Here is a 13686-nt window from a genome sequence, read left to right as displayed (position 1 = left end):
GCACCTGGCGCGTTACGTTGCAGCTCAATAATATGCGCGGTTTCAAAGCGCCCACCCTGCGCTATCAGTTCCGCGACGGCAAAGGCACCGCCACCATTGTTCAGGGCGACGGCACGCGCTGTAAGGCGGAGACCACCGCTGGCCTGATGAGCTCAGGCAACCTGGTTATCAACAGTCGTTATACCGCCCGCTGCGTTAACGGCACCCGTTACAAAATGCCGCAACTGGTATGTAAACAGGGAGATGGCGCCGCCGTGTGTGAAGCGCAATTTGGCAATGATGTCACTTACCCGATGTCGATCAAGCGTGAGAGTAAATAAGAATGCTGGCGCCCATCACTGATTTTAAACAGAAAATTACCCTGATTGCCGAAAGCGGCATCCAGTTTCTTGATTTCGCTATCTGCCTGAACGACAGCCAGCCTCGCAACTTCGTGCGCCAGACGGCCAACGGCCCGCTGCTGCGCGTGATGCCGGACGCCGCCAGCGGCCGCTTTCTGCTGCCGCAGGAGAACGGCGCGGCGCCCGAAGTGGTGAAGCCGGAGTGCTCCACCACGCTGGCGCAGTCGCTCGAGCTGCTGGCGGGCCTCTGGCTGCCGCTGCCGATCCTGCGCTGCGCCCCGCCGCGTCAGTTTATCGGCGGCCCGGAAAACTGGGCGCGCCTGCAGGTCGTGGCGCTGGATAAGCCTGACGCGGAAGGCAATACGCACCGCGTAATTCTGGCATTCGATACGCAAACCTGTACCGACGAGAGCGATGAGGCGCATTTAATGCTGACGCCTGACGACGCCAACAACGGCGTCGGCTTCGCGCTGGCCTGGCATAACTATGAGCTGGGCGAATTCCTCGATCTCACCTGGGTTGACGGCTGGCTGCGCGAAGTCTTTACCCAGCGCGCCGCCGAGCAGGAAGCACGTCACGCCCACGAAATCAAAATGGCGCTGCGCGAGTTTGAATATCAGGCGCACTATCTCAACCTGCTGGAGCTGCTGGGCACCCAGCTGGCGCTGACCGATATTCGCGTGCTGACCGCTACCCTGCAAGAGCCGGTAGTGAATGTCGATCTGATCCTCGACGTCGGCAACTCCCATACCTGCGGCATTCTGGTGGAAGATCACCCTGACGAAGTCAACGGCCTGAAGCAGACCTATGAGTTACAGCTGCGTGACCTTACTCAGCCGCACCACATCTACAATGAGATGTTCGACAGCCGCGTCGAGTTCGCCGAAGCAAGCTTTGGTAAAAAGAACTTTTCCGTCGAAAGCGGCCGTGACGACGCCTTCGTCTGGCCGTCTCTGACGCGCGTAGGGCGCGAAGCGAGCCGGATGGCGTTGCAGCGCGCCGGCACTGAAGGCGCCACCGGCATCTCCAGCCCGCGCCGCTACTTGTGGGACGAGGCGCGCTACGCCGCCGGCTGGCGCTTTAACCGCGCCGACCGCGTCGAGCCGCAGGCGATCGCCGAACCCCTGATGACCCTGATCAACGATGAGGGCGAACCGCTGTGGCAAGTCGAGGAAGATGAGCGCCTGCCGGTTTTCTCCGCCCACTACAGCCGCAGCTCGCTGATGACCTTCATGCTCAGCGAACTGCTGGCGCAGGCGATGATGCAGATGAACAGCGCCGCCCAGCGGCAGAAAATGCCGCACAGCTACGCGCCGCGTCAGCTGCGTCATATAATTCTTACCCTGCCTTCGGCGATGCCGAAACCGGAGCGGGAGATTTTCCGCCGCCGCATGCAGGATGCCATCGCGCTGGTGTGGAAAGCGATGGGCTGGCATCCGGCCGACGCCGGTTTCGAGCGTGACAGCGACAAAGCGCTGAGCGCCCGTCCGGTGCCCGACGTGCAGATGGAGTGGGATGAAGCGACCTGTGGCCAGATGGTTTATCTGTTCAACGAAACTCAGGTGAATTTCGCCGGACGCGCCGAAGCTTTCTTCGCCAGCATGGCGCGCCCCGACCGCTTGCGCGACGCCAACGAACCGGCGGGCAAAACGCTGCGCATCGCCTCGATCGATATCGGCGGCGGCACCACCGACCTGGCGATCACCCACTATGCGCTGGACGACGGCCAGGGTAACAACGTGAAAATCAATCCGCGCCTGCTGTTCCGCGAAGGCTTCAAGGTGGCGGGCGACGACATTCTGCTGGATGTGATTCAGCTCTACGTGCTGCCGGCGCTGAACGCTGCGCTGAAACAGGCGGGCCTGGCGAATCCCGACAGCCTGCTGGACAAGCTGTTCGGCTACGACGGTCGCATGGACGGCTTCTCCACGCTGCGCCAGCAGGCGACGCTCCAGCTGTTTATTCCGCTGGCGCAGGCGGTGCTGGAGCGCTATGAAAACTACGATCCGCTCGACGTCAGCGCGGAGATCGAAGCGCTTTACGGCGAACTGCTGACGCAGCGTCCCGGCGCGGCGGTGCTGGACTACATCAACGGCGAGGTGCAGCGTGCGCTCGGCGGCCAGCAGAGCTTCGATATTTTGCAGGTGCCGATGGTGGTCAGCCTGAGCCAGCTGCACGGCGAATTCCTCTCGCACCGTATGGCGATCGTGCCGGCGCTGCGTTCGATGGCGGAAGTGGTGTCGCTCTACAGCTGCGACGTGCTGCTGCTGACCGGCCGCCCGTCGCGCTTCCCCGGCGTGCAGGCGCTGTTCCGTCATCTGCAACCGCTGCCGGGCAGCCGTATTCTGTCGCTGGAGGGCTACCACACCAGCGACTGGTATCCGTTTAATAAAATGGGCCGCATCGATAACCCGAAATCGACCGCCGCCGTTGGGGCGATGCTCTGCCTGCTGGCGCTCGATTTACGGCTGTCGAGCTTCTGGTTCAAGGCGGGCGATTTCCAGCCCTACTCGACGATCCGCTATCTCGGCATGCTGGACGACAACCATGCGCTGACCGGCGATAACGTCTGCTACAGCGAAATCGATCTGGACGATCCGAACTGGACGCCGGACCGTAAAAGCAGTTTCCAGATCCGCGGCAACGTTTGTCTCGGCTTCCGGCAGCTGGATAACGACCGCTGGCTGGCGTCGCCGCTCTACAGCCTGACCATCAACGACGCGCAGCTGGCGCGCAAGATCGCGGGCGACAGCGTGCTGCGCGTGAAGCTGGCGGTAGAGCAAGGCGCACAGTCCGGCTCGCCGGAGCGCTTTGTGCTGGCCGACGCGCGTCTCGATGATGGTACGCGCGTGCCGTTATCGCAGCTTAGCCTTAAACTGAATACATTGTCCGCGAGCGGCAATGCCAATGCCCAATACTGGATTGACAGCGGGAGCGTATTTAAGAAATGAAAGCCGTTACGCTGAATCAGCAGGCCTCGCCCTTCAGCCAGCAGGTTGAGGAAATGAACAGCGGCATCGATCGGGCGTTAGCCTGGATCGATAGCCAGCGCACGCACTCATCACGTCTCGATATGGAAGCGGATGGCCTGAAACTTTCTTTGCGTCGCGGTAAATATCAGCTGCGCCAGATGCAGCGCGCGCAGCCCGGCGAAAGCACCATCGGCTTTTACGGCCTTTCGCAGGCGGGGAAAGCGTCGCTGTTGCAGGCGCTGGTCGGCGATGCACAGGGCCGCCTGACCACGCAGCTGGCGGGCAAAGCGATCGACTACCTCACCCATATCAATCCCGGCAATCAGGATTACGGCATGGCGACCCGCTTCAGTCACGTACGCGACGTGGAAGACGCCGTCAGGCCGCTTTCGCTGACGCTGCTTAGCGAAGCGGAAATGACGCGTATGGTGCTGATGGCCTTTCTGCAACAGCCGAAAGGCGACAGCGAGGCGAAAATTCTGGAGGCGCGGCTGGAGCATTTGCAGCGCCTGCGCCAGCCGCAGCCGGTCAGCGGCTTCGCCAGCGATGAGCTGGTGGCGCTGTGGGACTTCAGCCGTCGCCAGGACAGCGGGCGCATGGCGCTGCTGAACCGTCATTTTTGGCCGCAGGCGTGCGAACTCGCCCCCTGGCTGAGCGTGGACGACCGCGCCCAGCTGTTTGCGCTGCTGTGGAATGATGATGAGACGTTGACCGCGCTCTGGCGTCAGCTGGCGCATACGCTGCACGCGCTGCATCATGCGCCGCGTGTTCAGGCGCCGCTCTCGCTACTGGTGGATGAATCGTTGCTGCCCGCAGAGCTGCTGTTCAGCAACGCGGCGGCCACGCTGAACGGCGCGCAGGAGCGCCTGGTGGAAGTGGCGCCCTGCGTCGCCGATCGCGCCGTGCGCCCGGTGGCGCTCTCGCTGGCGGAATTACAGCTGCTGACGCTGGAAGTGCTGATCCCGCTGTCGACGCCGCCGCGCCAGGCGCTGTTCGACCTGGTTGAAGCGGTGGATATTCCCGGCTACGGCGCCGCGCTGGATGAAGACGCGCGCTATGAACAGGCGCAGGCGGCGAGCCGTCATCCGCTGGCGGCGCGCCTGATGCGCGCCCGTCGCGCGCTGTTTCTGGAGTTTTACGGCGAGCGCCAGGGGCTGGATCGCCTGCTGGTCTGCACCGCCGCCAGCGAACGTCAGGACGCCAGTCTGGTGGGCCGCATGCTGACCCAGTGGCTGAAAACCATGCAGCGCGGCGACGGCGATAAACTGAAAGCGCAGAAACCGGTGTTGATCTGGGCAGTCACCCGCTTCGATGGCCGTTATCTGCAGAAAGTGAATATCGATGAAGCGGTGCAGCGACGGACCGGCGTTGCTGGCAGCGACTGGGGATCTATGCTGGCGCAGGATGCAGGCGGCATCGAACGTATGGCCGTGTGGCTGCAGGCGGAGGTGAGACAGCAGGATCGCCTGACGCGTCTGAAAGAGGGTTTACAGCGCCTGCGTCTGGAGCTGGGCGATCGCCTGCTGGCCAACTGGGCGCAGCCGATGAACGATGTACAGCAAAAGCAGCAGATCGCCGACAACCTGCTGAAGGCGCTGCAAACCCGCACCGGTCTGCATGGCGAGCTGCTGGAGCGGCTACAGCCTTCGCGCGAGCAGCTGCGCGCCATCTATCTGCTGCCGCAACAGCAGCAGCTGGCCGCCGCTGGCGCGCAGCACGCGCCCGCCGCGCCGAATCTGCCCAGCAGCCATTTCGGCATCGGTTTCGAATTCGATCTGTTCAGCAGCCAGCCTGCCCCGACGCTGGCCAGCGACGCTGAAGAAGCGGCGCCCGACAGCGACAGCCTGTTCGCCCATAACGTACAGCGCTACTGGATACATCATCTGCGCAGCCTGCCAGATAACGACGGCCTGCTCTCGCTGCTCGGCGTCAGCAAAAGCACGTTGCAGATGCTGGTCGAGGAACTGATCACCGCCAGCTTCCGTCTGGATGTCGCTGGCAGCCTGCTGCGCACGTTGACCGAACATGAAGCGGCGAACGCGCCGCGCGAAGGGAAAGTAGACAGGCAGGTGTCGCGTGCGCTGACGGTGCTGGGTGATTTCGTCGCCTGGCTCGGCTTTCTGAAGCGCGACGCAGCGGAACGTCCCGACAGCCGCGTCAACCGCGGCCATAAGATTTTCGCGCAGCCGCAGACGCCCGCTGTCAGCTTCGGCGCGTCGCAGCGTTTGACGCGCCTTTCCGCCGCGCCAGCCAATACCACCGCGTTTTATATTTATGACTGGCTGGTTGGGCTGAACACCCTGATCGTGGAAAACAACGGCTATGCGGGCGGCAGCGATATCGACGACGACGCGCGCCAGCCTTTGCAGCAGGCGCTGAAATTGATTCAGTCCTGTTGATTCAGTCCTGATGTTACCGCGCCCGGCCGCAAGGCGGGCGCTGACCTGTTCAGCCGGGCGGCTTACGCGCCCGGCCTCGCTTCATTCCCCGCCATCTTTTCAGCAATAATGCAGCGCAAGCTCGCCCTGCAACGCCCGCTGCGCCTCTTCCAGCAGAGCAAAAATCGCTGCCAGCTCGCCGCACCGGTCGGGCGCAGGCGCATGGCACAGCACGATGCGCGCGGGCAACGCCATTTCGCCGGTCAGCGCGTCCCATAGCGCGTCAAGGTTGGCGCCGAAATGGGCGCCCACACCGCTCTGTTCCGCAAAGCAGCGGTAAAATTCGGCACGGCTGGCTATCGTTGAAAAATCAAAGCGCATCTCCAGCACAGGCTACTCCAGACGTTGAAACGTGCGGTAATGATCGGTAGTCAAATAAATAAGCCCGTCGCTGGAATAAAGCAGCCGATCGCTGCTGCGGCGGCCGCAGCGGTAGTTAACGTCCGCCTCATACCAGCTGCGTCCGGCGCGCGCAGGCAACCCGCCTTCGCGATTTGAAAAGCGATCGCCGCCGATGGCGCGGCCCGGCAGCATCTGGCAGAGGTTGCCCTTTGACGGCTCCCAGCCCTGACGGCGCGCCTGCGCTTTGGTCAGATAGTAGTCCGGCAGCCGCTGATGCTGACGCAGATAGTCTGCGACCTGCCGATCGTCGGTCAGTGCGCTGATATCGTTTTTCGCCACCGCCGCAGGCGTGGCGGCCTGATGCGCGTTAAAGTGGGGACGCAGGCCGATAAAGGCAGCGGCCAGTACGAAAATCAGGCCGACCCAGAGTTTTTTAGACATAGTTTTCAACAGCTAAATAACGAGACGGTCACTATAGCAGCCTCATGGTCAGACCGAAACGTCCGGCGCGTCGTCGCACTCCCGTTTCACAATAAGCTGTGGATGCCAGCCCGGCGGCAGCGGTTCAGGACGGCGGATCTGCACTTCGCTCAGGCTTAATGCCGTGACGCCGCAGGCGTAAAAGCCCGGCATGCCGCCGGGCCAGGGCTCCACGCTCCAGGGACGCTGGGTGGCGGGATTGATGGCGTACGCATTGTCTAATCCCATGCCGCCCGGATTAGCCGGATTACAGGGCGGACGAATGTCATACCAGCCCTGCTCCGGGTGGACGCAGTTAAGCTGATCGATCAGCAGATGGCTGAAGCTGATATGGTGCAGCGCGCCGGGAATTTCGCAGTGCAGATTGATCGCGCCCTGCATGGCGCCGGTCAGATGGCTGAACGCCACCCAGGCGATTTCGCCGGGCGCGACGTCAGGATGTCGCGGACGTACGGAGATAAATACCGGATCGGCCTTTCCCCAGTGCACCGGCGGTCCATAAATGCAGTTAAAGGTGATGTGGCTGAAGGCGAGCCGCCGGAAGTGGCCGCCGTCGCGGCTCAGCAGGCCGATGCCGCGGTTGGAGTCAAGGATAGTGCAGCCGGTTACGACCACGTCTTCAATATCATCATGGGTTTCCGTGCCGATCTTCAGCGCGCAGCTATTGGAGCGCAGAATGGTGCCGGTCACGGTGATATGTGTCGCCGGACCGCGCAGCGGCGCGGGCTTGTACGTGGTTTTGATGCAGATACCGTCATCGGCGGCGCTGAAATAGCTGTCGCTGATATGTACGTAACGGCAGCTGTCGATATCCAGCGCGTCGGTATTGGCCATGGTGAGATCGTTATCGATGCACAAACGGCTGATGCGCACCTGCTCGCAGCTCACCAGATGCACCGTCCACATCGGCGCCTGCTCGATGGTAAAATCCTGCAATGTGATCTGACGACACGCTTCCAGCACCAGTATGCGCGGCCGCTCCGGCAGCGGCAGCCGGTAACCCTGATTGTCCGCCTCGGCGGCGAACCAGGCGGCGGCGTTGCCGTCGATGCGCCCTTTTCCTTCAATGGTGATGTTTTTTTTGTGGCTGGCGTAAAGCAGCACGCGCGATGAACATTCCGCCTGGCTTTGCGCTTGATGGGTGTAATCTTCCGGTCGACTACTGGCGATCAGCGTGGCGCCTGCGGCAAGGTGCAGCGTCAGGTTAGCCGGGAGCGCCAGCGAACCGATCAGATAAGGTCCGGGAGGGATATAAAGCATGCCGCCGCCGCGTGAGGCAACATCGTCGAGCGCACGTTGAAAACAGAGAGTATCGGGGGTTTCGCCATCCGCAGCGGGATGATAGTCGTCCAGGGAAATAATCATTCAGTACGTCCCAGAAGAAAACGGTGCCGTTATCCCAACACAGCTTTTATTGAAACGCTATTTCAAAAAGGTGATGCCGTTAAGAAATGTGAAATATTTCACAACGCGGGCCGGGAAGACCGGCCCTGGCGCTTACTCAGCTTTGTAATGATTTGCTGTGCTGCTGAACAACGCTGCGGCGCCATGCGCCCGGCGCTTTGCCGAACTGTCGTTTAAAGCTGCGGTTAAACGACTGCTGCGAATCGAAACCCAGCGAAATAGCGACGTTCAGGATAGGTTCGTTGCTGGTCGTCAGGCGATCCGCTGATTTTTTCAGCTTCTGCGAACGAATGTACTCGCCCAGCGGGTAGCCGGTATGCTCTTTAAACATTCGCTGCAGATGCCATTTCGAATAGCCGGCGCGTTCGGATACCGTATCGAGATCCAGCCTGCCTTCGATATTGTTGTCAATCCAGTCGATTAAATCGTGAATAAAGGCGTCACTTCTCATATTTCTCTCCCGTCGCCAGGGCTAATGGTATCAGTATCAGTTGCAGTTACACTTTAACGGTGACTGAATTTACCGGAAATTGCAAATTATATTGATACATTAAATGCAGCCAGGTCGTCCGCTGAGTGTTAAAGCCCCCCTTCCTCATCAGTTAACTCTTTGTCATTAAAGAAATAAAAATTTGCACCTCAGGAATAAAGAGATTCTGCCGATACCATTGATAGGTATGAGTTGGCGGAGTACAGGTATGTGGTTTGTTGTGTCTGAAGTGGAAAAAATTACCCGCAAATCGCGCGGACAACTGGAAAATGCAATGCGTTCTGGGCTGCTGGCGTGGCGCGTTTCGGAACGGGGCCAGGTTGAGATCGAACTCAACAGCGTGCTGAAGACGTTTGTTGGCGAACAGGCTGGCGCGGCGACCAGCGACGAGGTCAACCGCCGCCTGGAGCAGCAATGGGAATGGCTATGGCATCCGCGCGTGGCGAGCTAACTGTCCCGTTCCGCTGCCGCAGGTTTTGCTGACCCTCAGTCCCCTGACGTTAGCATCCAGAAACGCGCGGATGGCGGGAATAATCTCCTGTGCGTGCGTCTCTAACGCAAAGTGGCCAGTATCGTAAAAACGAATATCGGCATCAGGAATATCCCGCTTCCATGCATGAGCGCCAGCGGGAAGAAAACAGGGATTGTTTTTATCCCAGACGGCCAGCAGCGGCGACTCTCGCCTTTTTCCTGCTTAGCCTTGGCACAGTGCCGATGTGTTTATTGAATATACTTTTTAGTATGTTGTAACTAATATCACCATATCATTCGAACCGTACCTGCCTTCTTTGCGGGCCACAGAAAACAGGCGCCGTCCGCAATAAAAAAGCCGCATTTAGCGGCTCTTTTTACAGATGATTTCCGGTTCAGGCTCAGGCACCGCCTCGCAGCCGCTGGTATCTTTTTTCTTAAGCTCCTCCAGCGCATCGGCGACGGTGCGCTTTGCCAGCACCTTCAGCGAGGCCTCTTCCGCCTCTTCCGCTATCGCCTTGAAATACCAACAGGCATTGGCGCTCACCACGCAGCGCGCCGGCACTTCCGGTCGCGACGCCCAGATTTTCTTATCTTCGATCACCGAAACATAAATATCGCGCAGCGTAATCTGATCGGCGGGACGTCCAAGATGGATAGAGCCAGTACGGCCAAGAGTGGAAACAATGATGCCGTCGCGTGTGAGCGGCACCATCAGCTTACGAATAAAGCTGGGGTTCGCTTCCAGACCATACGCCAGTATGGCGCTGGTGGAGCGTTTACCCGACTGCTCCGCCATCGCTACGCTTAATACCATCTGCAAAGCTGTCGGGAAGCGGTAATCTAACATTTCATCATCCTGAGTTGCGGCAAATATTGTTCTTTTTGGCGCCACGGCTGTGAAGAATCAATGCGAAATAATATAACAAACACTGTTGCTTTTTTGAAGAAGAGTGCCTGTGCAACGCACATAATCACAATTCAGCGCGCCTTCAGTTAACGAAAACTGTCGCCAGGCGAGATTTTTCGCCAGCCTGAGACAGACGGCTTCCCTGCCCTGACGCTGCGGTTTCACACTGACTGTTCCGCCTCTTTGCGCGGCAGCTGCGCCTTCAATAGCAGCGTCAGCACCACGTTGATCAGCGCCAGCGCGCACAACACCAGCAACGTGATCTGCGCGCCAAAAGCATGAAAAACCCAGCCGCCCATCAGCGGCGTCAATGCCTGGCCAATCAGCGCCGGACGCGCCATACGTCCGGTGATCAGCGCGTAATCCTCCGCGTTGACCAGCACCAGCGGCAGCGTACCACGCACAATCGCGCGCAGGCCATTGCCCGCGCCGTAGATCAGCATACTGACGATCGCCAAATGAGGGAACAGCGTGAGCATCACCAGACCCAGCGCGACCAAACCAACGGAAAACAGCGCCGTCCAGATGGGATGACCGCGCTTAAAGGCGATATCCACTACGCGCGACGCAACCTGGCATGGCCCCAGCACCGCGCTGACGGCCAGCGCGCCAGCCAGCGTGTAACCCTGCGCCTGCAGCAGCGCGATCAGTTGTACCGAGATAGCGGTCATAATCACCGACGCGAGGGTGAAAATGGCGCACAGCAGCCAGAACAGACGTCCCGGCAGCGCGCTTTCGCCCTTTGGCGCGCGGCGATCGACCGGTGCTTTTTTGCCGCCGCCGGCCGGCAGAGCGAACAGATAAGCCGGGAAAACGCAGCACAGCAGCAGCGCGGCATAGGCGAAACAGGCGTGACGCCAGCCCAGCCACTCAATCAAAAAGGCGCAAAACGGCCAGACCAGCGTAGTGCAGAAGCCGGAGATCAGCGTAATGCTGGTAATGGCGCGCCGCGCGGCTCCGCCGTACAGCGTGCCGAGCGTAGCGAACAGCGCATCATACAATCCCATCGCCATCCCGACGCCAATAAGCGCCCACGCCAGCAAAAACAGCCACAGCGCATGGCTTAGCCCGATCAGGGTCAGCCCCGCCGCAATGACCGCGCCGCTGGCGGCCAGCATGGCGCGGCCGCCGGTGCGGGCGATAATACGTCCGCTTAACGGCGCCAGCAGCCCGGAGATGAGGATCGCCAGCGACAGCGCGCCGTAAATCCACTGCTGCGACCAGCCGGTCTCACGGCTGACCGGCGCGGCCAGCACCGCCATAATATAAAAAGAGCCGCCCCAGGCGACGATTTGCACCGCGCCCAGCGCGACTGTCCCGGCAAGGCCGGGCAAGGCGATTTTCTGTTGCAATCCTTTGTTCTCGCTTAGTCAGAAGAAGTGATGTGCTGTAACGCGCGGGCGCTGGCCTCATCGTCCGGAATATAGACCATGAGTCGATCGCCGTTGCGCGGCGCAGACCACCAGTTATTCTGCCGCAGCGCCAGCCTGCCGACCTGCGGGTGCTGGAAATATTTGACCCGGTTTTCGATGCTGCGTAGCTCGTAGCGCTGCCAGGTGTCACGAAATTCAGAGGAATGGGTCAACAATCGCTCCAGAAAGCCTTCCCAGACCGGATCGCCCAGATGTTCGCCCATCTGCGCGCGGAACATCGCCACCATTTGCGGCATCACATCGTGCCAGTCCGCCACGGCGCTGCGCCAGCCGGGATGGTTAAACGCCAGCCACATGCAGTTGCGCTCCTCTTCCGGCAGCGTTTCCACATCCACATTCATCAGACGCGCCCAGGCCTGGTTGTGGCCCATAATATCGAAACGCTGATTTTGCACTACCGCCGGCAATGGATTCAGACTGTCCAGCATAATCCGCGTGTGCGCCGAGAGACGTTCGCACGCTTTTGCCGCGCTGCCTGCGCTCCAGACCTGTCCCGCGAGGCGAAAAAGGTGCTGCGTTTCTGCCTCGTTACACTGTAACGCAGCCGCGATCGCCGTCAGCGTTTTGGCTGAGGCTTTGATTTCTCTTCCCTGCTCCAGCCAGGTATACCAGGTCACGCCGACATCGGCCAGCTGCGCCACCTCCTCGCGTCTTAGCCCCGGCGTACGGCGGTGGCGCATACGTGGCAGCCCAAGCCGCACCGGATCAAGGCTCTCGCGTCGGCTACGTAAAAATTCGCCCAGCAGACGATGGTTCGATTTTTCCTGGATTTCATTACGGGTCGCGTTGGTCATTTCGTCCTCTTTCTGCACAGGCAGGTAGCGCTGGTACCATGATAATCAAGAACTGGTACCCGTTTAATGAATCGCTGATGCTATGCCTCACCTGTGACAAAAACAAGAGAAGCATGATGAATACAACAACGTTAGGACGGGCCGGACTTATCGTGTTGCTGGCCGGGCAGTTGCTGCCGATGATCGATTTTTCCATTGTTAACGTTGCCCTCGACGCCATGTCCGCCAGCCTGCGGGCGTCGGCCATCGAGCTGGCGCTGATTGTGGCGATCTACGGCATCGCGTTCGCCGTCTGCCTGGCGATGGGCAGTCGGCTGGGCGACAATTTTGGCCGCCGTAAAATATTTATTACCGGCGTGTGGCTGTTTGCCGTCGCTTCGCTGCTGTGCGGCGTGGCGACCGATGTGAAAACGCTTTTGCTGGCGCGGGCGTTGCAGGGCGCAGGCGCGGCGCTGGTGGTGCCGCAGATCCTCGCTACGCTGCACGTCACCCTTCAGGGACGCGCTCATGCCCGCGCGATCGGGCTTTACGGCGGTATTGGCGGGCTGGCTTTCATTATCGGTCAGGTGATGGGCGGCTTTTTGATTGGCGCGAACGTGGCGGGTTACGGCTGGCGCAGCGTTTTCCTTATCAACCTGCCGGTTTGCCTGGCGATTCTGCTGACGGCGCGACGCTTTATTCCTGAAACCCGCAATCCTGAGCCGCTGCCGTTAGATATCGCCGGCACGCTACTGCTGGCGGGCGCGACGGGCAGCCTGATGGTCGCGCTGGCGCTGGGGCCGGTGCTGCACTGGACGTGGCCATGCCTGCTGCTGCTGGCGCTGTTTCCACTGCTATTACTCCAGCTGTGGCGTACCGAAGTCGCGCTGGAAAAACGCGGCGGCGCCCCGCTGTTGCCGCCGCTGCTGCTACGGTTGCCCAGCATGCGTTTCGGCATCAGCCTGGCGGTGCTGTTCTTCAGCTGCTGGAGCGGCTTTATGTTCGCCGTCGCGCTGACGTTGCAGTCGGGCGCTGGCATGAGCGCCTTTTCTTCCGGCAACGCCTTTATCGCGCTCGGCGCCGCCTATTTCCTGGTCTCGATTAGCTCGACCCGCATTGTGGAGCGTCTGGGTAAGCGCGCCACCCTGCTGCTGGGTTGTGCGATTCAGATGAGCGGTCTGCTGCTGCTGATGGCGACCTTTTACTACGGCTGGGCGGCGATCGGCGTACTTATCCTGATGCCCGCCACGCTGGTGATCGGCGGCGGGCAGGCGCTGATCGTCAGTACCTTTTATCGTATCGGCATGGCCGACGTGCCGCGCGACTACGCAGGCGCGGGCAGCGCTACGCTGTCGACGGTGCAGCAGGCGGCCTTTGGCATGGGGCCGATGGTGCTGGGATCGGTATTTACGCAGATGCTGCTGCAGGGCGACTATCGCCATGCGGTGCTGGCAACCCTGGCAGCAGAGTGGCTGCTGATGCTGGCGCTGGTGGCGCATACGCTCTGGTCGCGCCGTACCTTCGCCGTTCCGTGCCGGCAAACCACGGCGCCGCTGGAATAAAGATCGGGGCCGGGTTATTCCGGCCTTTTATTTCAGTTATTCACAGCGCGAGGAATAAATTGCTACTTAC

Annotated in this window: 11 protein-coding genes and 2 pseudogenes; 5 read left to right on the top strand and 8 right to left on the bottom strand. The window is 60.5% G+C overall.

Annotated elements, in window-relative coordinates; genetic code table 11:
- From MYY08_RS00135 to MYY08_RS00125, 3 genes and pseudogenes are all read left to right on the top strand, one after another.
- Positions 1 to 320: pseudogene (locus tag MYY08_RS00135) on the top strand (SrfA family protein); the annotation flags it as partial.
- Between the two features lie 2 nt (positions 321 to 322).
- A complete protein-coding gene (locus MYY08_RS00130) occupies positions 323 to 3292 on the top strand; it encodes a virulence factor SrfB (RefSeq protein ID WP_104951495.1) in 2970 nt (989 codons plus the stop codon).
- On the top strand, positions 3289 to 5712 hold the full coding sequence (locus MYY08_RS00125; RefSeq protein ID WP_104951496.1) for a virulence factor SrfC family protein: 2424 nt from the start codon (positions 3289 to 3291) through the stop codon (positions 5710 to 5712). The genes MYY08_RS00130 and MYY08_RS00125 overlap by 4 nt, the downstream gene beginning before the upstream one ends.
- Before the next feature lie 99 nt (positions 5713 to 5811).
- On the opposite strand, the gene MYY08_RS00120 is transcribed toward MYY08_RS00125, so the two are convergent.
- The 4 genes from MYY08_RS00120 to MYY08_RS00105 all read right to left on the bottom strand — a co-directional run bounded on the left by MYY08_RS00120 (position 5812) and on the right by MYY08_RS00105 (position 8428).
- Positions 5812 to 6072 carry a barstar family protein gene (locus tag MYY08_RS00120; protein ID WP_103790976.1) on the bottom strand — a complete coding sequence of 87 codons (261 nt, stop codon included), beginning with the start codon at positions 6070 to 6072 and terminating at the stop codon, positions 5812 to 5814.
- Between the two features lie 12 nt (positions 6073 to 6084).
- Complete coding sequence (locus MYY08_RS00115) at positions 6085 to 6534, bottom strand: ribonuclease domain-containing protein (protein ID WP_190295877.1); 450 nt, start codon at positions 6532 to 6534, stop codon at positions 6085 to 6087.
- 48 nt (positions 6535 to 6582) lie between these two features.
- Positions 6583 to 7938: a glycoside hydrolase family 28 protein gene (locus tag MYY08_RS00110; protein WP_288012430.1), complete on the bottom strand. Its 1356-nt coding sequence runs from the start codon at positions 7936 to 7938 to the stop codon at positions 6583 to 6585.
- A gap of 136 nt (positions 7939 to 8074) precedes the next feature.
- Entirely contained in the window at positions 8075 to 8428 is a 354-nt protein-coding gene (locus MYY08_RS00105; protein ID WP_038626097.1) for a helix-turn-helix domain-containing protein, read from the bottom strand.
- 247 nt (positions 8429 to 8675) lie between these two features.
- Between MYY08_RS00105 and MYY08_RS00100 the strand changes: the two genes are divergently transcribed.
- Positions 8676 to 8918, top strand: a complete 243-nt coding sequence (locus MYY08_RS00100) for a hypothetical protein (protein WP_190295879.1) — start codon at positions 8676 to 8678, stop codon at positions 8916 to 8918.
- A 45-nt stretch (positions 8919 to 8963) separates the two neighbouring features.
- On the opposite strand, the pseudogene MYY08_RS00095 reads toward MYY08_RS00100, so the two are convergent.
- The 4 genes and pseudogenes from MYY08_RS00095 to MYY08_RS00080 all read right to left on the bottom strand — a co-directional run.
- Positions 8964 to 9146 (bottom strand): annotated as a pseudogene (locus MYY08_RS00095) (alpha/beta fold hydrolase); the annotation flags it as partial.
- A gap of 156 nt (positions 9147 to 9302) precedes the next feature.
- Positions 9303 to 9788 carry an efflux pump transcriptional repressor OqxR gene (oqxR, locus tag MYY08_RS00090; protein ID WP_038626093.1) on the bottom strand — a complete coding sequence of 162 codons (486 nt, stop codon included), beginning with the start codon at positions 9786 to 9788 and terminating at the stop codon, positions 9303 to 9305.
- Between the two features lie 221 nt (positions 9789 to 10009).
- Positions 10010 to 11200: an MFS transporter gene (locus MYY08_RS00085; protein WP_288012425.1), complete on the bottom strand. Its 1191-nt coding sequence runs from the start codon at positions 11198 to 11200 to the stop codon at positions 10010 to 10012.
- 14 nt (positions 11201 to 11214) lie between these two features.
- Positions 11215 to 12075, bottom strand: a complete 861-nt coding sequence (locus MYY08_RS00080) for a helix-turn-helix transcriptional regulator (protein ID WP_190295880.1) — start codon at positions 12073 to 12075, stop codon at positions 11215 to 11217.
- Between the two features lie 116 nt (positions 12076 to 12191).
- Between MYY08_RS00080 and MYY08_RS00075 the strand changes: the two genes are divergently transcribed.
- Positions 12192 to 13616, top strand: coding sequence for an MFS transporter (locus MYY08_RS00075; protein ID WP_190296877.1), 1425 nt, complete (start codon positions 12192 to 12194; stop codon positions 13614 to 13616).
- Positions 13617 to 13686: the final 70 nt, after the last annotated feature.

It is taken from the genome of Mixta sp., from assembly GCF_024610815.1.
GTDB classification, from domain to species: domain Bacteria; phylum Pseudomonadota; class Gammaproteobacteria; order Enterobacterales; family Enterobacteriaceae; genus Mixta; species Mixta calida.
This window is presented reverse-complemented; position numbering and strand designations above follow the sequence as displayed.

What these genes read in the sequence shown, in the direction of transcription:
- MYY08_RS00110 (WP_288012430.1), bottom strand. Translation starts at nt 7,938, where the DNA reads ATGATTATTTCCCTGGACGACTATCATCCCGCTGCGGATGGCGAAACC.
- MYY08_RS00100 (WP_190295879.1), top strand. Translation starts at nt 8,676, where the DNA reads ATGTGGTTTGTTGTGTCTGAAGTGGAAAAAATTACCCGCAAATCGCGC.
- MYY08_RS00080 (WP_190295880.1), bottom strand. Translation starts at nt 12,075, where the DNA reads ATGACCAACGCGACCCGTAATGAAATCCAGGAAAAATCGAACCATCGT.
- MYY08_RS00075 (WP_190296877.1), top strand. Translation starts at nt 12,192, where the DNA reads ATGAATACAACAACGTTAGGACGGGCCGGACTTATCGTGTTGCTGGCC.
- MYY08_RS00130 (WP_104951495.1), top strand. Translation starts at nt 323, where the DNA reads ATGCTGGCGCCCATCACTGATTTTAAACAGAAAATTACCCTGATTGCC.
- oqxR (WP_038626093.1), bottom strand. Translation starts at nt 9,788, where the DNA reads ATGTTAGATTACCGCTTCCCGACAGCTTTGCAGATGGTATTAAGCGTA.
- MYY08_RS00125 (WP_104951496.1), top strand. Translation starts at nt 3,289, where the DNA reads ATGAAAGCCGTTACGCTGAATCAGCAGGCCTCGCCCTTCAGCCAGCAG.
- MYY08_RS00105 (WP_038626097.1), bottom strand. Translation starts at nt 8,428, where the DNA reads ATGAGAAGTGACGCCTTTATTCACGATTTAATCGACTGGATTGACAAC.
- MYY08_RS00115 (WP_190295877.1), bottom strand. Translation starts at nt 6,534, where the DNA reads ATGTCTAAAAAACTCTGGGTCGGCCTGATTTTCGTACTGGCCGCTGCC.
- MYY08_RS00120 (WP_103790976.1), bottom strand. Translation starts at nt 6,072, where the DNA reads ATGCGCTTTGATTTTTCAACGATAGCCAGCCGTGCCGAATTTTACCGC.